We start from the raw sequence: 18910 nt of genomic DNA, 5'->3' as shown, positions 1-18910 counted from the left end.
GCGGCGGACCGGAGGGGGAACCGCCGCGGCCGAGGTGCGTCCCGCGCCGGACACCGCGTCATCCGCGACCCGGCCCCAGCACCCGCGTCTCCGCCACCGGCAGCCCCTTCTCCCACCAGTGGTCGTAGCGCCGGTACGCGTGCGGATCGCGCTCCGCCAGCAGCCGGACCACACCCTCCGCCTCTGCCTCCAGGGCGGTCCACGTCGCCTTCGGCAGCGGGCGGAACGCGCCGACCTCCACACCGCCCGACGGGGCCGTCCGCCAGACCCCGGCCACGTGCCCGTCCACGAGGACCGTCGCAAGCACGTCACCGTTCACCCTGGTCACATGCTTGCGGTACTCGGCCGGGAGCACCCGCCCACGGTCCGCGTACGCGAGCAGGACGCTGTCCCACATCGCCATCAGGCGCGGCGGAGCCGGGGTGTCGGCGTCGGGCAGCACGCCGCCCGGCACGTCGTAGAAGACCGTGCCGCCCGGACCGGTCAGCCGCTCCAGGTCCTCGTCGAGCACCGCCCGCACCCGCCCCTTCTGTACGAGGGCGAACTGCGCCATGTCCGCGAGCGACGCCGGGCCGAACCCCGCCAAGTAGCGCCGGATCAGGGCCCGCAGCCCCTCGGCCACCTCCTCCGGATCCCGCAGCCGTGGGCGGCTGGCCGGCTCCGCCGCAACGAACAGCTGCCGCCTGTCGGAGGCGTACGCCCACGGCGATCCGTCGACGGGCGCGTGCCAAAGGGGCGCGTACTGGCGCAGCATCCGGGAGGCCGTCATCAGCCTCGCGTCCCGGCCCTCTCCGACCCGGCGGGCGAACCACTCGGTCAACTCAGCTGCGTTGCGCGGCTGTTGAGCGAAATCGAGCAGCTCCGACAGCAGCCCGTCCGCGTCCTGCGGCTCAAGACCCGACGCCCTGAACCGCGGATCCCCCAGCCGCGCACCCCGCACCGTCGGCTCCACCGCCGCCCGGAAGTCCCGGTAGTCGTCGGCGTGCACCGCGTGCAGCGTGATCCGCATCAGCGTCGACTTCACCGCCCGGAAGCCGCCGAACACCGCGTCCAGGTCGGCCGGTTCGAAGCCCGCCACCCGGTTCCACAGCGCCACATACGGCGAAGCGGGCTGCTGCGCCTGGAGCGCGACAACCCGCCGTAGTGCCTCCTCGGCCCCGAGAGCCTCCCGGTTCAGCAGCAACTGCCGTGCCAGAGTCGACCTGTTGAGGCCCCGCGCGGAGATGGTGTTCGTGGTCATGCCGGAATTCTTCCGGCACGGGCCACCCCGCGCAGCCCGAAAACGTCAGCCCAGCTTGCGGGCGACCTCCGTGGCCCAGTACGTGAGGATCATGTTCGCGCCGGCCCGCCTGATGCCGAGCAGCGACTCCATGATCGCCTTGTCCCGGTCGATCCAGCCGCGCTGCGCCGCCGCCTCGATCATCGAGTACTCGCCACTGATCTGGTACGCCGCCACCGGCACGTCGACCTCCTCGGCCACCCGGGCCAGGATGTCGAGGTACGGGCCCGCGGGCTTCACCATCACCATGTCGGCGCCCTCTTCGAGGTCGAGCGCCAGTTCCCGCAGGGACTCCCGGACGTTCGCCGGGTCCTGCTGGTACGTCTTGCGGTCGCCCTGGAGCGAGGAGCCGACGGCCTCGCGGAACGGGCCGTAGAAGGCGGAGGAGTACTTCACCGAGTAGGCGAGCACACCGACGTCCTCGCGGCCGATCTGGTCCAGCGCGTCGCGGATGACGCCGATCTGGCCGTCCATCATGCCGCTCGGGCCGACGACATGGGCGCCCGCGTCCGCCTGGACCTGCGCCATCTCCGCGTACCGCTCCAGCGTCGCGTCGTTGTCGATGCGGCCCTGCTCGTCGAGGACGCCGCAGTGGCCGTGGTCCGTGAACTCGTCCAGGCACAGGTCGGACATGACGATCAGGTCGTCGCCGACCTCGGAGCGCACGTCGCGCAGCGCGAGCTGAAGGATGCCGTCGGGGTCGGTGCCGACCGTGCCCCGCGCGTCCTTCTTCTCCTCCAGCGGCACGCCGAACAGCATGATCCCGGAGACGCCCGCCTCGGCTGCCTCGGCCGCCGCCTTCTTCAGGGAGTCACGGGTGTGCTGGTACACGCCCGGCATGGCACCGATCTCCACCGGGGCGTCGATCCCCTCGCGCACGAACGCGGGCAGGATCAGGTCGGCCGGATGCAACCGCGTCTCGGCGACCATGCGGCGCATGGTGGGGGTCGTCCGCAGCCGCCGGGGCCGCGCACCGGGAAAAGAGCCGTACCGAGTCACCGAAAATCTCCTCGAACTACGTTCAACACCGCTGGGGGGGTCATCCCCGCCCCGCCTTGGGCAATCTGCCGCCTTGGGCGGCAGGGTGGGCAAGGCGGCCCCCGGCGCCGCGCAACGGCACCAGGGGCCCACCCCGTCAGACCTACGGAGCCGCGCGCCGCCGCCGCGACCCGGGCCGCCGCTCGCTCGGCCGCGTCACCGGATCCCCCGCCTCGATGGCGGCCAGCCGACGCTTCGCACCGAAGTCCGCGAGCGCCGCCGCCAGCTTCAGCACCGACGGCTCAGGAGCCATCACATCGACCCGCAGCCCGTGCTCCTCGGCCGTCTTCGCGGTCGCCGGACCGATGCACGCGATCACCGTCACGTTGTGCGGCTTGCCCGCAATACCGACCAGGTTCCGCACCGTGCTCGACGACGTGAAGAGCACCGCGTCGAACCCGCCGCCCTTGATCGCCTCACGCGTCTCCGCCGGCGGCGGCGAGGCGCGCACGGTCCGGTACGCCGTGACGTCGTCGACCTCCCAGCCCAGCTCGATGAGCCCGGCCACGAGGGTCTCCGTCGCGATGTCGGCACGCGGCAGGAAGACACGGTCGATCGGGTCGAAGACCGGGTCGTACGGCGGCCAGTCCTCCAGGAGACCGGCGGCCGACTGCTCGCCGCTCGGCACCAGGTCCGGTTTCACGCCGAAGGCGATCAGGGCCTGCGCCGTCTGGTCGCCCACCGCCGCGACCTTGATCCCGGCGAAGGCGCGGGCGTCGAGCCCGTACTCCTCGAACTTCTCGCGGACGGCCTTGACCGCGTTCACCGAGGTGAAGGCGATCCACTCGTAGCGGCCCGTCACCAGGCCCTTGACCGCGCGCTCCATCTGCTGCGGCGTGCGCGGCGGCTCGACCGCGATGGTCGGCACCTCGTGCGGCACAGCGCCGTAGGAACGAAGCTGGTCGGAGAGCGAGGCCGCCTGCTCCTTCGTCCTGGGGACGAGCACACGCCAGCCGAACAGCGGCTTCGACTCGAACCAGGACAGCTGGTCGCGCTGGGCGGCGGCACTGCGCTCACCGACCACGGCTATCACCGGGCGGTTGCCCTCGGGCGACGGCAGCACCTTGGCCTGCTTCAGGGTCTGCGCGATCGTGCCGAGCGTCGCCGTCCAGGTCTTCTGGCGCGTCGTCGTACCGGCGACCGTCACCGACAGCGGGGTGTCGGGCTTGCGGCCCGCCGCCACCAGCTCACCGGCCGCGGAGCCCACCGAGTCGAGCGTCGTCGACACGACGACCGTGCCGTCGGACGCGCCGACCTCGGTCCAGCAGCGCTCGGAGGCGGTGGACGCGTCGACGAAGCGGACGTCGGCGCCCTGCTCGTCACGGAGCGGCACACCGGCGTACGCAGGCACGCCCACGGCCGCCGCGATGCCCGGCACCACCTCGAAGGTGACGCCCTCGGTCGCGCAGGCAAGCATCTCCTCGGCCGCGTACGTGTCGAGACCGGGGTCCCCGGTGACCGCACGCACGACCCGCTTGCCGCCCCGCGCGGCCTCCATGACAAGATTGGCCCAGTCCCTCAGAGCCGGGACCGCAACGGCAGTTGACGAGCCGTCAGTGGTCGCCGCACGCTCCGGGGTGCCCGTGGCGTCGAGGACGGTCACGCCGGCCTTGGCATGCGTCCGCACGACGTCGAGCACTTCAGGCTCGGCGATCAGCACATCCGCTCGGGACAGGGCCTCCACGGCCCTGAGGGTCAGCAGTCCTGGATCACCGGGGCCCGCACCCAGGAAGGTGACGTGCCCAGGTGCACAGGCGGTCGATACAGCGGTGGTGGGGCTCAAAGTGCTCGCTCCCCCATCAGACCGGCCGCGCCCTTGGCCAGCATCTCGGCGGCGAGTTCCCGCCCGAGAGCCAGCGCCTCGTCGGTGGACGAGGGCACGGGACCGGTGGTGGACAGCTGCACCAGCTCGGAGCCGTCGGTCGAGCCGACGACGCCGCGCAGGCGCATTTCCTTGACAATCTGCCCGTCGACCAGCAGGTCGGCCAGTGCACCCACAGGTGCGCTGCAGCCGGCCTCCAGGGCGGCGAGCAGGGACCGCTCGGCGGTCACGGCGGCCCGCGTGAACGGGTCGTCCATCTCGGCGAGCGCGGCGACGAGTTCGCTGTTCCCAGCGGCACACTCGACAGCCAGTGCCCCCTGGCCGGGGGCGGGCAGAATCATGTCGGTCGAGAGGAACTCGGTGACTTCCTCGCTGCGACCGGTACGGCTGAGCCCGGCGGCCGCGAGGACCACGGCGTCCAGCTCGCCCTTCTCGACGAACCCGATCCGGGTGTCGATGTTCCCACGGATCGGCACGGTCTCGATCCGTATGCCGTGGCTGCGCGCGTACGCGTTCAGCTGCGCCATGCGGCGCGGCGAACCGGTACCGACGCGAGCGTCCGCGGGCAGATCGGTGAACTTCAGTCCGTCGCGCGCGATCAGCACGTCCCGCGGGTCCTCGCGCACCGGTACGGCGGCCAGGGCCAGCTCCTCGGGCTGCGCGGTCGGCAGGTCCTTGAGGGAGTGCACCGCGAAGTCGACCTCGCCGCTGGCGAGCGCGTCACGCAGTGCGGTGACGAAGACGCCGGTGCCACCGATCTGCGCGAGGTGCTCGCGCGAGGTGTCCCCGTACGTGGTGATCTCCACCAGCTCGACCTCGCGGCCGGTGAACTGGCGTACCGCTTCGGCCACGTGCCCCGACTGGGCCATGGCCAGCTTGCTGCGCCTGGTGCCCAGCCTCAGGGCTTTCTCGGCGGTCATGCCGGGCCTCGATTCTTGCCTTCTGCTTCGTGGGGGGTGGCCCGGGAGACGGCGGCGACCGTCTCCTGGTCCAGGTCGAAAAGGGTCCGCAGGGCGTCCGCGTACCCGGCGCCGCCTGGCTCGGCGGCCAGCTGCTTGACCCTGACGGTCGGCGCGTGCAGCAGCTTGTCCACCACGCGCCGCACGGTCTGGGTGATCTCCGCGCGCTGCTTCTCGTCGAGGCCGGGGAGCCGGCCGTCGAGCCGGGCGATCTCGCTGGCCACCACGTCCGCGGCCATCGTGCGCAGCGCGACGACGGTCGGCGTGATGTGCGCGGCCCGCTGCGCGGCGCCGAACGCGGCGACCTCGTCGGCCACGATGGACCGCACCTGGTCGACGTCGGCGGCCATGGGCGCGTCGGCGGAGGCCTCGGCGAGGGACTCGATGTCGACGAGGCGGACCCCGTCGATCCGGTGCGCCGCCGCGTCGACATCGCGCGGCATCGCCAGGTCGAGCAGCGCGAGCGCCACCTGTCGTACGGGCTCGGGGGCGCGCTCGCGGCGCATCTCCGGCACCCGTCCGGCGACGGCGAGCGCGGCGATGGCCTCGGCCTCCGAGGGCTGCACGGGGCGGACCTGCTCGCCCGGCGCGTTGTCCACCCAGGCGCCGTGCTGCTCGAGAGCGGCGGCGTCGAACCCGGCGACCGCGGCCTCGCCCTCGACGGAGAAGCCACCGCGCACCGCCTCGACCGAGCCGCTGTCCGCCGCGGGCCTGCCCGCAGCGGGGGCCGGTGCGGGCGACACCTCGGCGCCGGCGGTCGGCGTGCGGCCCGCGACGGCGGACCGTACCGCCTCGGCGGTGAGCACGAGACCGGTCGCGCCGGTGCAGGAGATGGCGACGTCGGCACGTGTCAGTTCGTCCGCGACGGCGTCCATCGCGACGGCCCGCGCGGCGGTACCCGCTTCACCCAAGATCTCTACGAGGCGGTCGGCGCGCTCAGCCGTCCGGTTGGCGACGACGACCTCGGCGACACCGGCGCGGCCGAGCGTGGCCGCGGCGAGCGAGGACATCGAGCCGGCACCGATCACCAGCGCGCGCTTGCCCTGCGCCCAGGCGTCCACCGGCTCCCCGGCGGCGAGCTGCTCCAGGCCGAACGTGACGAGCGACTGCCCGGCCCGGTCGATCCCGGTCTCCGAGTGGGCGCGCTTGCCCACCCGCAGCGCCTGCTGGAAGAGGTCGTTGAGGAGCTTGCCCGCGGAGTGCAGCTCCTGGGCGCGCGCGAGGGTGTCCTTGATCTGGCCGAGGATCTGGCCCTCGCCGACCACCATCGAGTCGAGCCCGCACGCCACCGAGAACAGGTGGTGCACCGCCCGGTCCTCGTAGTGCACATACAGATAAGGAGTGAGCTCTTCGAGGGCCACACCGCTGTGCTGGGCGAGCAGCGTCGACAGCTCGGCGACACCGGCGTGGAACTTGTCCACGTCCGCGTACAGCTCGATGCGGTTGCAGGTGGCGAGCACCGCGGCCTCGGCGGCCGGTTCGGCGGCGAGCGTGTCCTGGAGCAGCTTGGCCTGGGTGTCCGCGCTCAGCGCGGCGCGCTCCAGGACGCTGACGGGGGCGCTGCGGTGGCTCAGACCTACGACGAGGAGGCTCATGCCGGCATCACGGCGGGCACGTCCCCGTCGGGTCCCTTGCGGTCGTCGTTGTTGTCGCTCTCCGCGGCGTCGGCGGCCGCGGGCTTGGTGACCTTGGCGGCCGGGCCCTCGACGCCCACGGCACCCTCGGCGGCGGTGCCGTCGACGGGGGCCTCGCCGGCCTTGCGCTGCTCGTGGAACGCGAGGATCTGCAGCTCGATGGAGAGGTCGACCTTGCGCACGTCGACGCCGTCCGGCACGGACAGGACGGTCGGCGCGAAGTTCAGGATGGAGGTGACACCGGCGGCGACGAGCCGGTCGCAGACCTGCTGCGCGGCACCGGCCGGGGTCGCGATGACACCGATCGAGACACCGTTCTCGTCGATGATCTTCTCGAGGTCGTCGGCGTGCTGCACGGCCATGCCCGCGACGGACTTGCCGGTCATCGCCGGGTCGGCGTCGATCAGCGCCGCGACGCGGAAGCCGCGCGAGGCGAAACCACCGTAATTGGCAAGCGCCGCACCGAGGTTGCCGATACCGACCATCACGATCGGCCAGTCCTGCGTGAGGCCCAGCTCGCGTGAGATCTGGTAGACGAGGTACTCGACGTCGTAGCCCACGCCACGGGTCCCGTACGAACCGAGGTACGAGAAGTCCTTGCGCAGCTTCGCGGAGTTGACCCCCGCCGCGGCCGCGAGCTCCTCGGAGGAGACCGTGGGCACCGAGCGCTCCGACAGAGCGGTGAGGGCTCGGAGGTACAGCGGGAGACGGGCGACGGTGGCCTCGGGAATTCCTCGGCTGCGGGTCGCCGGTCGGTGATTTCGGCCAGTTGCCACGGTGCTCCTGCGGGTAGAGCGGGGCTGTGGGCGGCACCCTGCTACTCGACCGCCCCGTCGAATGCAGGCTATGTCTTTGTGAACGCGTGCACAAAGATGGTGTCCGATTTGCCCGGCCAACGTGACCGGGCTCACGCGCGCCCCGCGCGCGTCCGTGGAACCGGAGCGCAGGTAGCGTCGTTGCTTACCTGTGGGGGCCAAAACGGCACACTCTCCTCAACGTTGCGTCGATCCACGCCCCCCGAGACCAGAACCGCCCTCGATCCTAAGCGACTTTTGGGACCAGTTGGACTCGTCGGTCAGTGACCTGTGCGACCGCTCCGGGGCGGCCGTACGCACTCCGTCACCGAGTGAGCGCACGCCGCAGCCGCTCCTCCTGGACGCGCCAGAAATCGTGCTGCGCACCGTCGACGAGAACGACCGGGATCTGCTCCCAGTATTTGCGGTACAGCTCCTCGTCCTCCGTGATGTCCTTCTTCTCCCAGGAGGCGCCGACCTCGGCGCACACCTTCTCGATCACCGTCTGTGCGTCGTCGCACAGATGACAGCCGGGCTTCCCGATCAGCGTGACGACCCGGTCACGCGGATCCTTCTTCTCGCGGGTACGAAAAATGGGACTCATACCGGCCATTCTCGCCCCACACACGGCCCTCCCGTCGCCGAGAATTCACACGCGGACAGGCTCTCGAAACCCTCGCGACTCCGGAACCCCCGAACAGACTGGCTATGCTCACGACATGGCCGCTCTCGGATGGCTCACACCCCGTAGGCGCTCCGCCACCGCGCGGAGCGTGCTGGCAGGCGAGGCTTCGGCCGAGGCCGCCCGCAAGTCCTCCCAGGAGCTGGAGGACCAGGCTCCCCTGGTGGACGAGGACGTCGAGGAGCCGGAGTTCCCGGTCGCGGGCGACGACAAGGCCGCGGCCTTCTTCGACCTGGACAACACCGTGATGCAGGGCGCGGCGATCTTCCACTTCGGCCGCGGCCTCTACAAGCGGAAGTTCTTCGAGCGCCGCGAGCTGACCCGATTCGCCTGGCAGCAGGCGTGGTTCAGGCTCGCGGGCGTCGAGGACCCCGAGCACATGCAGGACGCGCAGAACAGCGCGCTGTCCATCGTCAAGGGCCACCGCGTCTCCGAGCTGATGTCCATCGGCGAGGAGATCTACGACGAGTACATGGCGGAGCGGATCTGGCCCGGCACCCGCGCCCTCGCCCAGGCCCACCTGGACGCGGGGCAGCGGGTCTGGCTGGTCACGGCCGCGCCCGTGGAGATCGCCACGGTGATCGCCCGCCGCCTCGGCCTGACCGGCGCGCTCGGCACGGTCGCCGAGTCCATCGGCGGGGTCTACACCGGCAGGCTCGTCGGCGAACCGCTGCACGGGCCCGCGAAGGCGGAGGCCGTCCGGGCGCTGGCGTCCGCTGAGGGCCTGGAGCTCGGCCGCTGCGCCGCGTACAGCGATTCGCACAACGACATCCCGATGCTGTCGCTCGTCGGGCACCCGTACGCGATCAACCCGGACTCGAAGCTGCGCAAGTACGCGCGCGAGCGGGACTGGCGACTGCGGGACTACCGCACGGGCCGCAAGGCCGCGAAGGTCGGCCTGCCCGCGGCGGCCGGCGTCGGCGCGGTCGCGGGCGGTACGGCGGCGGCGATCGCCCTGCACCGCCGTCGTCGCTGACGGTCACCGCACGGGCGAGGACGGCATTCCGACCGTCTTACCCGGCCATGCCTCCCGCCAGTCCCGTTGGTACCACTCGACCACAACACGTCACCGCCAGATCCGGAATCTGACCTGATTCGATCAACAAGTGGTCACTCTCCGGTACTTGAATCGCCGTCGAGCGACTACAGAAGTGACGTAATCGGTGATTTGAGCAACTGGGTGTAGTGCTCCCTGCACGAAGCGTTATTCTCCTCAGACGCAAACCGGTACCCACGCGTCAGCACGACGGGTGAACGGTCCCGCACTGCACGTGATGGAAGCTCTGCCTCTGGGAGTCCCGTGTACCCACACGTCGGGGTTGACGCCTCGGGCCTGGCTACGCTGCACGCGACGGTCGCGGACCGCCTGCGCGGTTTTGTCCCCACCGCGTACGCCGTCCCCGCGCTCGCCGCCGCCGCAGCGGCCGTGCCCGCCCCTGCCTCGCCATGTTTCGCCATGGCCGATTCGACCGCGACCACCGTCGGGAGACGAGTGCGCTCCGGGGCCGCCGGTGCCTCGGGCACCGCTGCCCGCTCAGCCACACCCACGGCCCGCCGCCCCGCGGCCGACAGCGACAGCGCCCGCATGATGGACCTGGTCGAGCGCGCCCAGGCGGGCGAGGCCGACGCGTTCGGGCGGCTCTACGACCAGTACAGCGACACCGTGTACCGCTACATCTACTACCGCGTGGGCGGGAAGGCGACGGCGGAGGACCTCACCAGTGAGACCTTCCTCCGGGCGCTGCGCCGCATCAGCACGTTCACGTGGCAGGGCCGAGACTTCGGCGCCTGGCTCGTCACGATCGCGCGCAATCTGGTCGCCGACCACTTCAAGTCGAGCCGTTTCCGCCTCGAGGTGACCACGGGCGAAATGCTCGATGCCAACGAGGTGGAGCGTTCCCCCGAGGACTCGGTCCTGGAGTCCCTCTCGAACGCGGCACTGCTCGACGCCGTACGGCGGCTCAACCCGCAGCAGCAGGAGTGCGTCACGCTGCGCTTCCTGCAGGGCCTGTCCGTCGCCGAGACCGCTCGCGCGATGGGCAAGAACGAGGGTGCGATCAAGACCCTCCAGTACCGGGCGGTGCGCACCCTCGCGCGCCTTCTGCCGGACGACGCCCGCTGATCCCGCGCGCCATTTCTTCATCCCTGGCGCCGTTACTGCCCGCAATCCCCAACTCACCTACGGTGAAGGCGAGATGGGATCGCGTCCGGATCAGCTTTTGCGCGTAACCCAAGTGCCGCGCCGCTCGTTGTGCGGGATGCAGGCTCCCTGTGGTCACTCCCGACCAGGACACACTCACTCGTTCGTGTGTATCCGGGTCAGGGGTGCAACCCCGGGACCCCCCGGGGAGTCGACCGTCATGATTGAGAGGAGGTGCCGCCAGTGATCGCGAACGTATCGGCACACCGGCGGGCGAACGCCTTCGCCCAGGCCCTGGAGGACCAGTCCGACCAGGACCCGGCGGCGCAGCAACCGGAAGAAGGCCCGGCCGCCCCGCGCAGCGACGCGGCGACGACCGAGGAGAGCGGGTTGCTCTCTTTGGCGGCGGCCCTCGGTGAGCTGCCGAAACCCGAGCTCGACCCCGAGGTCAAGGTGACCCAGCGGGCACAGCTCGTCGCCGCCATGGAAGCCATGGTCCAGGAGGGCGGGGCGACCTCCTCCGTACCCAAGCAGCGTCAGGGCAAGGGTGCACACCGGGCGAGTCCGCTGCGGAAGCTGCGGCCCCGCTCCCGCCTCACCAAGGGCATCGCCGCGGGCGGGCTCACGGTCGGGGTGGCAGCGGGAGCCTTCAGCGGCGTGGCCGCGGCCTCGTCCAGCGCGCTGCCGGGCGACCACCTCTACGGCCTCAAGCGCGGCATGGAGGACCTCAAGCTCGGCATGGCCAACAGCGACTCCGACAAGGGGCAGGCCTACCTCGACCAGGCGTCCACGCGCCTGAGCGAGGCGCGCCGGCTCATGGAGCGCGGCCGCGCGGGCCAGCTCGACCACGAGTCGGTGGGCGAGGTCAGGCGGGCGCTCTCCGGGGTGCAGTACGACGCCTCCGAGGGCCACCGGCTGCTCAGCGACGCGTACAAGCGCGACGGCGCGCTCGGCCCGATCCAGGCCCTGTCCGCCTTCTCCGACGCGCACCGGGAGAGCTGGACCGCCCTGAGCGACCGTCTCCCGGTGCAGCTCGGGGACGTCCGGGACCAGGTCAGCTCGGTCTTCGACGCCATAGACGAAGAAGTCGGCCCGCTGCGCGCCCTGCTGCCGAAGACCCCGGACCACAAGGGCGGCGAGACGAGCCCCGGCAGCAGCCAGGAAGGCTCGGCGCCCGGCACCCCGAGCACCGGCCGCTCCGCCCCGTCCGGCTCCTCCGGCAGCGACGACAAGACGTCGACGAAGCCGAAGCCGTCCACGTCGGACAGCGGCAAGGACGAGGACGGCCTGCTCGGCGAGACCACGGGCGGCCTCCTCGACCCGCAGAAGGACAAGACGACGCCGACCCCGCCGGACGACAGCACGGACTCCGGCACCGGCACGGACTCCCCCAAGCCGGACGTCACGGTGCCCCCACTCCTGCCTGGCCTGCTGCCCGGCCTGGGCGTGGACGGCGAGGACGCGAAGTAGCAGTTCCTACGAGGAGGGGGCGGGGACCAACCGGTCCCCGCCCCCTCCTCGCGGTTCCACACGTAGTCCCGTGTCAGAAGAACACGGACCGCCGCTGCACCAGCAACTTGTAGAGGGTGTGCTGGATCTGTTCGCGGACCTGGTCCGTCAGGTTGAACATCAGCATCGGGTCCTCCGCCGCCTCCGGCGGGTAGCCGTCCGTCGGGATCGGTTCGCCGAACTGGATCGTCCACTTCGTCGGCAGCGGCACCGCCCCCAGCGGCCCGAGCCACGGGAACGTGGGCGTGATCGGGAAGTACGGGAAGCCGAGGAGGCGGGCGAGGGTCTTGGCGTTGCCGACCATCGGGTAGATCTCCTCCGCCCCGACGATCGAGCACGGCACGATCGGCGTGCCGGCGCGCAGCGCGGTCGACACGAAACCGCCGCGCCCGAAGCGCTGCAGCTTGTACCGCTCGCTGAACGGCTTGCCGATGCCCTTGAAGCCCTCCGGCATGACGCCGACCAGCTCACCGCCCTCCAGGAGCCGCTGAGCGTCCTCCGCGCAGGCCAGCGTGTGCCCGGCCTTGCGCGCCAGCTCGTTGACCACCGGCAGCATGAACACCAAATCGGCCGCGAGCAGCCGCAGATGGCGGCCCGCCGGATGGTTGTCGTGCACGGCGACCTGCATCATCAGGCCGTCCAGCGGCAGCGTCCCGGAGTGGTTGGAGACGATCAGCGCCCCGCCCTCCGACGGGATGTTCTCGACGCCCTTCACCTCGACCCGGAAGTACTTCTCCGCGACCGGGCGGAGCAGCGACATCAGGACCTGGTCGGTGAGCTCCTCGTCGTAGCCGAACTCGTCGACTTCGTAGTCCCCGGTGATCCGCCGCCGCAGGAACGCGAGCCCACCCGCGATCTTCCGGTCCCAGCCGCCGCCCCGCGACGGCCCGGCCGGCTCCTCCGGCTCGGATTCGGATTCGGTCGCGGGTTCGGCCGGCGGCAGCTGCAACGGCCGCACCTCCCGCACGGCCACGGGTTCGCCCTTGCGGCGCGCGCCCCGGCCGCGGCGCGCGGCGCCCTTCCCCGTCGCCCCTCGCGACCTGTCGTCGTCGAACGGAATGACCTTGGCGTCCGCCATCGTTGATGCGCTCCTCAGTTGGCGCTCTGCGTCGGGGGGTGGCCGGGTCCCGGGCGGGTCCCGCCCAGGACGGGCAGCGCGGCGATCCGGTCCACGGCCCCCGCGAGGGCCTGCGGCGGCAGCAGGCCGGGGCCCCGGCCCCGTACGAACTCCGCGAAGGCCTCCGCGGTCGTGTACTTGGGCACGAAGCCCAGTGTGTCGCGCAGCTGGGCCGTCGACACCACCCGCCCGTGCGTGAGCAGCCGGATCTGCTCGGGCGAGAAGTCCGTCGCCCCCAGCGTACGCAGCGCCCCGCCGACCCAGGTGACGGCGGGAAGCAGCACGGGGACGGTCGGCCGGCCGAGCCGCCGCGAGCACTGCGAAAGCAGCAGCACACCGTCGCCCGCGACATTGAACGTGCCACTGTTCAACGTCCCGCGGGCCGGCTCGTGCGAGGCGATCCGCAGCACCTCGATCACGTCGTCCTCGTGCACGAACTGCAGCCGCGGGTCGTAGCCGAACACGGTCGGCAGGACCGGGAGCGAGAAGTACTCGGCGAGCGGCGAATCGGCCGTGGGCCCAAGAATGTTGGCGAAGCGCAGCACGCACACCGCGACATCGGGGCGGCGCCGGGCGAACCCGCGCACATACCCCTCGACCTCCACCGTGTCCTTGGCGAAGCCACCGCTCGGCAGCGACTTCGGCGGCGTCGTCTCGGTGAAGACGGCCGGATCGCGGGGCGCCGACCCGTACACATTGGTGCTGGACTTCACCACGAGCCGCTTCACCAGCGGCGCCTTCTGGCACGCGCCGAGAAGCTGCATGGTGCCGATGACGTTGGTCTCCTTGACCGCGCCGCGGCCACCGCTGGCCAGCGGCGTCCCGGACACGTCCATGTGCACGACGGTGTCCACGGCGTACTCGGCGAGCACCCGCGCGATCGTCGGCTGCCGGATGTCGGCCTGGAGGAAATCGGCGCCGCCCAGATGGTGCGCGGGCGGCACGGCGTCCACCCCGATGACTCTGTCCACCTCGGGGTCCCGCTGGATCCTGCGTACGAACCGGCCGCCCAGCTGTCGGGCCACCCCCGTCACGAGCACGACCTTGCCCAAGATCAGCGCCTACCTTCCGTCCCAGCCCCGCCGCGCTCCGCAATCACTGCTTGTGGGCCACGTTAGCGGTTCGATGTTGCGCTGTGATGACTGCTCGATGCAGGAAGTGACGACAGCCACACACGCAGGTAACAGGAGGTTCCGAAGTGAACATTTGCCTGTTCAACGCAGCCCTGTGCAACGCAGTCCCGTTCAACGCAGTGTGGCCCTCCCACCGGATGGTGGAAGGGCCACAAGGCGCGCTGTACAGCAGCTGCCGCTTACTTCTTGTTGCGACGCTGCACGCGAGTGCGCTTCAGCAGCTTGCGGTGCTTCTTCTTCGCCATCCGCTTACGCCGCTTCTTAATAACAGAGCCCACGACTACCCTCGCTCACTTCTCGGACAACCCCCGCATTGCGGGGACAATCACTCGGTGCGGGGCTGCATTGGGGCCCACACGACCTACGAGGGGCTAGCCTACCCCGCCCCGAGCGCCGAGCAGAAATCGAGGTCCGCAGGATCCTGTGGATCAGCCGGCGTCCACCCCCACGTAAGAGTCACGGAGGTACTCGTGAACCGCGTTCTCCGGGACTCGGAAGGACCTCCCCACCCGGATCGCGGGCAGATGACCACTGTGCACCAAGCGGTACACGGTCATCTTCGACACACGCATCACCGCGGCGACCTCCGCCACGGTCAGGAACGCCACCTCGGATAGAGGCCTCTGGTCAGCAGCCATGACACACCTGAACCTTCCGCACTCGACGGCCACCGGCTTCCCCTTCCGGTGACTCAACGTCGTTGCGTGCTCACTCCCCAATGTAGAGGCGGGTGATGCGAGTGGGGAAGAGGAGCAGCGATCGGTCGCCTACTGTGACAGACACGCTCGATTGAGTACATAGCGAGTAAGCGGTCGGTAGTAATCAGACCGCACAGCGTCATCAAGCGGAACGACGACGGACACCTGCCCCTCCGCCTCACCGACGAACAGGGCAGGATCGTCCGTATCGGCCAGACCGATGGCGTCGAACCCCAACTGACCTGCACCGCAGACCCATCCGTGGTCCCCCACGACCAGCTCTGGAAGCGGCTCGCCGGCCTCCGAAAGAGCGCCCAGCACCAGGCGAACCGGGAGCGGGGAATGCGTGTGCGCGCCGGTCTCACTTCGCACCGGGTACGCGCCCGGTTCACGCACCAGCGCGACTCCCCGGTCGTAGTCGAGGTTGTACGTACGTAGACCGAACCGGGTCGTTATGTCGACACTGCGGCCCTGCGCGGGGGTGAGGACGGGACAGCCCACCGCCGACAGGGCGTCCGCCAACTCGGCGTAGAAACCGAGCAGTCGATGCGGATGGCCCGTCCCGAACAGCACCGGGGAGCGGTTCTCGGCGGCCCTCCCGAGCCGCTCGGCAAACGCGTCGAGGGCAGCCAGTGTCCGCTCCGGGTCGATGACATCGTGCCCCGTCCGGTGCTGCGGATCCCCGGACACCCCACATTTGTCGGCCATCAGTGCGAGCAGATCCCGGTGCCCCCACACCCACTCGGGATCGAGCCCGAGCATCACCCGCGGATCCCGCGCCTCGAACAGGCGGTAGCTCCGCAGACTCTCCTCACGGGAGGTCGCCACGGGCCCGGCAAGCCGAGCCGCCAACAGATGCGCACGCAGGGCGCCGACGCTCAACACCCTTGTGATGTTGCTTCATTGCCCCGCGCCCCACCTGACTTTCGGGCAAACACCCCACAGTCGGAGTAACCCAAAGGCGCGGGGCCGCACCGCGACCGGCAATCCGGTACCGCGCCCCGCTACGGCAACAGCCCCCGCAGCGGGTACGACGCCTTCCGGGTGGCCAGGATCGCCTGGTCGAGGCGGTCCGCCGGGTCGTACCCGGCCTCCCACTCCTGATACGACACGGGCCACCGCCCGTCCGTCATCCGCTGCGGAGCCAACTGCCGCGTACGGGCGAACACTTCCTGGCGCCACCCGTCGGGAATCACCGACTCGGGCGCGATCTCCCGCCCCGCCGCGATCCCCACCAGGTGCGTCCACGACCGCGGGACGACATCCACCACGGCGTACCCGCCGCCACCGAGCGCGATCCACCGCCCGTCGGCGTACTCGTGCGCCCACGCGTGACAGGCGACCTGCACGGCCCGCTGCGCATCCAGGGATACGGCCAGGTGCGCCAGCGGGTCCTCGAAGTGCGTATCGGCCCCGTGCTGCGTCACCAGCACCTGCGGCCGGAACTCCGCCAGCAGCTCCGGTACCACCGCGTGCAGCGCCCGCAGCCACCCGGCGTCCCCGGTCCCCGCCGGCAGCGCCACATTCACGGCGGTCCCCTCCGCGGCCCCGTCCGCCCCGGTCTCCTCGGGCCACCCGGTCTGCGGGAACAACGTACGAGGGTGCTCGTGCAGCGAAATCGTCAGGACCCGCGGGTCCTCCCAGAACGCGGCCTGGACCCCGTCCCCGTGGTGCACGTCCACATCCACGTACACGACCCGCTCGACGCCGAGTTCGAGGAGGCGCGCGATCGCCAGTGCCGCGTCGTTGTACACGCAGAACCCTGACGCCGCCCCCGGCATCGCATGGTGCAGGCCGCCCGCGAAGTTCACGGCGTGCAGCGCGTCGCCCCGCCACACGCTCTCCGCGGCCCCGACCGACTGCCCGGCGATCAGCGCGGACACCTCGTGCATCCCCGCGAAGGCCGGATCGTCCATGGTCCCGAGCCCGTACGCCTGGTCCGCGGCATCCGGGTCGGCGGACGCGGCCTTGACCGCCTCCACGTAGTCCTCGCGGTGCACGAGCCGCAGCGTCGACTCCCCGGCCGCCTTGGCGGCGACCACATCCACGTCCCGGTCGAGCCCGAACGCGTCCACCAGCCTCCGGGTCAGATCAAGCCTGACCGGATCCATCGGGTGTCCGGGCCCGAAGTCATACCCCGCTACCGCCGGGTCCCACATCAATTGCGCGCGGCCGCTCATGCCCGCCACCGTATCGGTCCTCCCGTTCCCGGAACGATGGGGCATACACGAGCGTCACCAGCACGAGAGCCATCGGCACCAGCATCGCCCCGCGGTAACTCCACGCGTCCCCCAGCGCCCCCACAAGCGGTGAACCCACCAGAAAGCCGACGTAGTTGAAGATATTGAGCCGCGCCACGGCCGCGTCGGACGCGTTCGGGAACAACCGCCCCGCCGCGGCGAACGTCTGCGGCACGATCACGCACAGCCCGAGCCCCAGCAGCGTAAAGCCCAGCATCCCCACCCACGCCCCCGGCGCCACGGCCACCACACCGAACCCACCGGCGGCCAGCACGGTCCCGAGCCGCACCACGGCCACGGCCCCGAACCGCCGCACCCCCACATCCCCGACGGCCCGCCCCACCAGCGTCATCACCATGTAGACGTTGTACGGAACGGTGGACAGCTGCTCCGAACTCCCGAGCACGTCCTGGAGGTACTTTGCGCTCCAGTTCGAGACGGTCGAGTCCCCGATGTACGCGAAGGACATCACCAGGCACAGCGGCAGCAGCACCTTGAAGACGACCCCGCCACCCGCCTGCTCCTCGCGCGCCGTCGCCTCCGCATCGGCCGCCCGCCCGTCCACGTACCACCGGCTCGCCACGAGACACAGAGGCACCAGTACGCACACCACGGGCAGATACGACACGAACAGCGTCAGATCCCAGTGCGCCCCACTCCAGGCGAGCGAGGCCCCCACGATCCCGCCGAGGCTGTACGCCGCGTGGAAGCCGAGCATGATGCTGCGCCCGTACGCCCGCTGGAGGCTGACGCCGAGCATGTTCATCGAGGCGTCGAGCGCCCCCACCGAAAGCCCGAACGCGGCGAGCGCGACAGCCACTTCGGCCATCGACTCCCCGGCCCCGACCCCGAGCAGCGCCAGGAGCACGACCGGCTGCGACCACCGCAGCACCCGGCTTGGCCGCACTCGCTTCACCAACTGCTCGGTACCTACGCTCCCGACCCCGGCCAGCACCGGCACTGCGGCCAGGAACACGGGCAGCAACGCGTCGGATATCCCGTACTGGTCCTGAATCGCGGGAATCCGGGTCACGAGGAGCGCGAACGCCGCGCCTTGGGCGAAGAAACTGAATCCCAGGGCCGCCCGGCCCCGCTTCAGCCGCCCGCCTGTTATGCCATCGGTCATGGCGGCACAGCGTAGGGCTCCGCCTTACCCGTGGGTAGATGGATCACGAAACCATGGGCCGACCGTGACCTCAGCCGAGCAGCTTCGGCAACTCCCGCATGTCGTCGAAGAGTTCATTCGCCCCGGCGAGCCGCTCGGCCGGCGTCATCGCGGTGAACCCGAATACGTCCATCCCCGCGGAGACGGCGGCCCGCACACCGAGTGGACTGTCCTCGACGACCACGCACTTCTCCGGCGGAACGCCCATCCGGTCGGCGGCGTACAGAAACAGATCGGGCGCCGGCTTTCCCCGCCCCACATCCTGCGAACTGAAGATCCGCTCGTCCCCGAACCATGTGTCGAGCCCGGTCTTGCGGTGCCCGACACGAATCCGCTCATGACTCCCGGAGGACGCGACGCAGTACGGCACCCCGTCGGCCGTCAGCCTCTCCAGGACCTCGACCACCCCGTCGACCGGCTCCAGCTCCCGCTCGAACGCGGCGAACACCCGCGCATGAAATACCTCGTCGAAGTCCTCGGGAAGCCGCTGCCCGGTCCGCTCGAGGATCAGATCGTGCACGCGGTGCATGGCGGCACCCATGTAGTCCCGGAGTGATTCCTCGTATGAGGTGGGATGCCCGAGCTCGGTGAGGTAGCCGGCCAGGAGCGTATTGGAGATCGGCTCACTGTCGACGAGTACACCGTCGTTGTCGAAGATGACGAGGTCATAGCGCATGCCCATGCCTACGACCCTAAACGA

18 protein-coding genes are annotated in these 18910 nt (G+C 70.7%); 3 read left to right on the top strand and 15 right to left on the bottom strand.

Annotation, left to right across the window (positions count from 1 at the left end):
* Positions 1-58: 58 nt before the first annotated feature.
* The 7 genes from ACY34M_RS39725 to ACY34M_RS39695 all read right to left on the bottom strand — a co-directional run bounded on the left by ACY34M_RS39725 (position 59) and on the right by ACY34M_RS39695 (position 8139).
* Positions 59-1240 carry a winged helix DNA-binding domain-containing protein gene (locus ACY34M_RS39725; RefSeq protein WP_462723346.1) on the bottom strand — a complete coding sequence of 394 codons (1182 nt, stop codon included), beginning with the start codon at positions 1238-1240 and terminating at the stop codon, positions 59-61.
* A gap of 45 nt (positions 1241-1285) precedes the next feature.
* Positions 1286-2278, bottom strand: coding sequence for a porphobilinogen synthase (hemB, locus tag ACY34M_RS39720; RefSeq protein WP_462723345.1), 993 nt, complete (start codon positions 2276-2278; stop codon positions 1286-1288).
* A gap of 142 nt (positions 2279-2420) precedes the next feature.
* Positions 2421-4100, bottom strand: a complete 1680-nt coding sequence (locus tag ACY34M_RS39715; RefSeq protein WP_462723344.1) for a bifunctional uroporphyrinogen-III C-methyltransferase/uroporphyrinogen-III synthase — start codon at positions 4098-4100, stop codon at positions 2421-2423.
* Entirely contained in the window at positions 4097-5059 is a 963-nt protein-coding gene (hemC, locus tag ACY34M_RS39710; protein ID WP_462723343.1) for a hydroxymethylbilane synthase, read from the bottom strand. Before hemC ends, ACY34M_RS39715 begins: the two co-directional genes overlap by 4 nt.
* On the bottom strand, positions 5056-6693 hold the full coding sequence (locus ACY34M_RS39705; protein WP_462723342.1) for a glutamyl-tRNA reductase: 1638 nt from the start codon (positions 6691-6693) through the stop codon (positions 5056-5058). The genes hemC and ACY34M_RS39705 overlap by 4 nt, the downstream gene beginning before the upstream one ends.
* Complete coding sequence (locus ACY34M_RS39700) at positions 6690-7508, bottom strand: redox-sensing transcriptional repressor Rex (protein WP_462723341.1); 819 nt, start codon at positions 7506-7508, stop codon at positions 6690-6692. Before ACY34M_RS39700 ends, ACY34M_RS39705 begins: the two co-directional genes overlap by 4 nt.
* A 343-nt stretch (positions 7509-7851) precedes the next feature.
* Complete coding sequence (locus ACY34M_RS39695) at positions 7852-8139, bottom strand: glutaredoxin family protein (protein WP_462723340.1); 288 nt, start codon at positions 8137-8139, stop codon at positions 7852-7854.
* Positions 8140-8245: 106 nt separating this feature from the next.
* On the opposite strand from ACY34M_RS39695, the gene ACY34M_RS39690 reads away from it, so the two are divergent.
* The 3 genes from ACY34M_RS39690 to ACY34M_RS39680 all read left to right on the top strand — a co-directional run bounded on the left by ACY34M_RS39690 (position 8246) and on the right by ACY34M_RS39680 (position 11818).
* Positions 8246-9184: an HAD family hydrolase gene (locus ACY34M_RS39690; RefSeq protein WP_462723339.1), complete on the top strand. Its 939-nt coding sequence runs from the start codon at positions 8246-8248 to the stop codon at positions 9182-9184.
* Between the two features lie 324 nt (positions 9185-9508).
* Positions 9509-10330 (top strand): ECF subfamily RNA polymerase sigma factor, BldN family, encoded by an 822-nt coding sequence (locus ACY34M_RS39685; RefSeq protein WP_462723338.1) that lies wholly within the window; start codon positions 9509-9511, stop codon positions 10328-10330.
* Positions 10331-10591: 261 nt separating this feature from the next.
* Entirely contained in the window at positions 10592-11818 is a 1227-nt protein-coding gene (locus ACY34M_RS39680) for a DUF5667 domain-containing protein (RefSeq protein ID WP_462723337.1), read from the top strand.
* A 73-nt stretch (positions 11819-11891) separates the two neighbouring features.
* Here the strand turns inward: ACY34M_RS39680 and ACY34M_RS39675 are convergent, their stop codons facing one another.
* The 8 genes from ACY34M_RS39675 to ACY34M_RS39640 all read right to left on the bottom strand — a co-directional run bounded on the left by ACY34M_RS39675 (position 11892) and on the right by ACY34M_RS39640 (position 18886).
* Complete coding sequence (locus tag ACY34M_RS39675; RefSeq protein ID WP_462723336.1) at positions 11892-12935, bottom strand: lysophospholipid acyltransferase family protein; 1044 nt, start codon at positions 12933-12935, stop codon at positions 11892-11894.
* Positions 12936-12949: 14 nt separating this feature from the next.
* The gene (locus ACY34M_RS39670; protein ID WP_462723335.1) at positions 12950-14026 is read right to left on the bottom strand and encodes an NAD-dependent epimerase/dehydratase family protein; all 1077 of its coding nucleotides are present in this window, start codon (positions 14024-14026) and stop codon (positions 12950-12952) included.
* Positions 14027-14286: 260 nt separating this feature from the next.
* Positions 14287-14385 carry a 30S ribosomal protein bS22 gene (locus ACY34M_RS39665; protein WP_003948845.1) on the bottom strand — a complete coding sequence of 33 codons (99 nt, stop codon included), beginning with the start codon at positions 14383-14385 and terminating at the stop codon, positions 14287-14289.
* A gap of 150 nt (positions 14386-14535) precedes the next feature.
* Positions 14536-14745: a helix-turn-helix domain-containing protein gene (locus ACY34M_RS39660; protein WP_266711274.1), complete on the bottom strand. Its 210-nt coding sequence runs from the start codon at positions 14743-14745 to the stop codon at positions 14536-14538.
* A gap of 129 nt (positions 14746-14874) precedes the next feature.
* Positions 14875-15690 (bottom strand): phosphatase, encoded by an 816-nt coding sequence (locus ACY34M_RS39655; RefSeq protein WP_462723334.1) that lies wholly within the window; start codon positions 15688-15690, stop codon positions 14875-14877.
* Positions 15691-15809: 119 nt separating this feature from the next.
* A complete protein-coding gene (locus ACY34M_RS39650; RefSeq protein WP_462723333.1) occupies positions 15810-16985 on the bottom strand; it encodes an acetoin utilization protein AcuC in 1176 nt (391 codons plus the stop codon).
* On the bottom strand, positions 16936-18171 hold the full coding sequence (locus ACY34M_RS39645) for an MFS transporter (protein ID WP_462723332.1): 1236 nt from the start codon (positions 18169-18171) through the stop codon (positions 16936-16938). Before ACY34M_RS39645 ends, ACY34M_RS39650 begins: the two co-directional genes overlap by 50 nt.
* 70 nt (positions 18172-18241) lie before the next feature.
* A complete protein-coding gene (locus ACY34M_RS39640) occupies positions 18242-18886 on the bottom strand; it encodes an HAD family hydrolase (RefSeq protein WP_462723402.1) in 645 nt (214 codons plus the stop codon).
* Positions 18887-18910: the final 24 nt, after the last annotated feature.

The sequence above is a fragment of the Streptomyces sp. EDA2-14 genome, assembly GCF_054963755.1.
This window is presented reverse-complemented; position numbering and strand designations above follow the sequence as displayed.

Bases quoted from the DNA above. Each gene is read 5' to 3' on its own strand.
- ACY34M_RS39660 (WP_266711274.1), bottom strand. From the start codon at position 14,745: ATGGCTGCTGACCAGAGGCCTCTATCCGAGGTGGCGTTCCTGACCGTG.
- ACY34M_RS39645 (WP_462723332.1), bottom strand. From the start codon at position 18,171: ATGACCGATGGCATAACAGGCGGGCGGCTGAAGCGGGGCCGGGCGGCC.
- ACY34M_RS39725 (WP_462723346.1), bottom strand. From the start codon at position 1,240: ATGACCACGAACACCATCTCCGCGCGGGGCCTCAACAGGTCGACTCTG.
- hemC (WP_462723343.1), bottom strand. From the start codon at position 5,059: ATGACCGCCGAGAAAGCCCTGAGGCTGGGCACCAGGCGCAGCAAGCTG.
- ACY34M_RS39650 (WP_462723333.1), bottom strand. From the start codon at position 16,985: ATGAGCGGCCGCGCGCAATTGATGTGGGACCCGGCGGTAGCGGGGTAT.
- ACY34M_RS39675 (WP_462723336.1), bottom strand. From the start codon at position 12,935: ATGGCGGACGCCAAGGTCATTCCGTTCGACGACGACAGGTCGCGAGGG.
- ACY34M_RS39640 (WP_462723402.1), bottom strand. From the start codon at position 18,886: ATGCGCTATGACCTCGTCATCTTCGACAACGACGGTGTACTCGTCGAC.
- ACY34M_RS39695 (WP_462723340.1), bottom strand. From the start codon at position 8,139: ATGGCCGGTATGAGTCCCATTTTTCGTACCCGCGAGAAGAAGGATCCG.
- ACY34M_RS39705 (WP_462723342.1), bottom strand. From the start codon at position 6,693: ATGAGCCTCCTCGTCGTAGGTCTGAGCCACCGCAGCGCCCCCGTCAGC.
- ACY34M_RS39690 (WP_462723339.1), top strand. From the start codon at position 8,246: ATGGCCGCTCTCGGATGGCTCACACCCCGTAGGCGCTCCGCCACCGCG.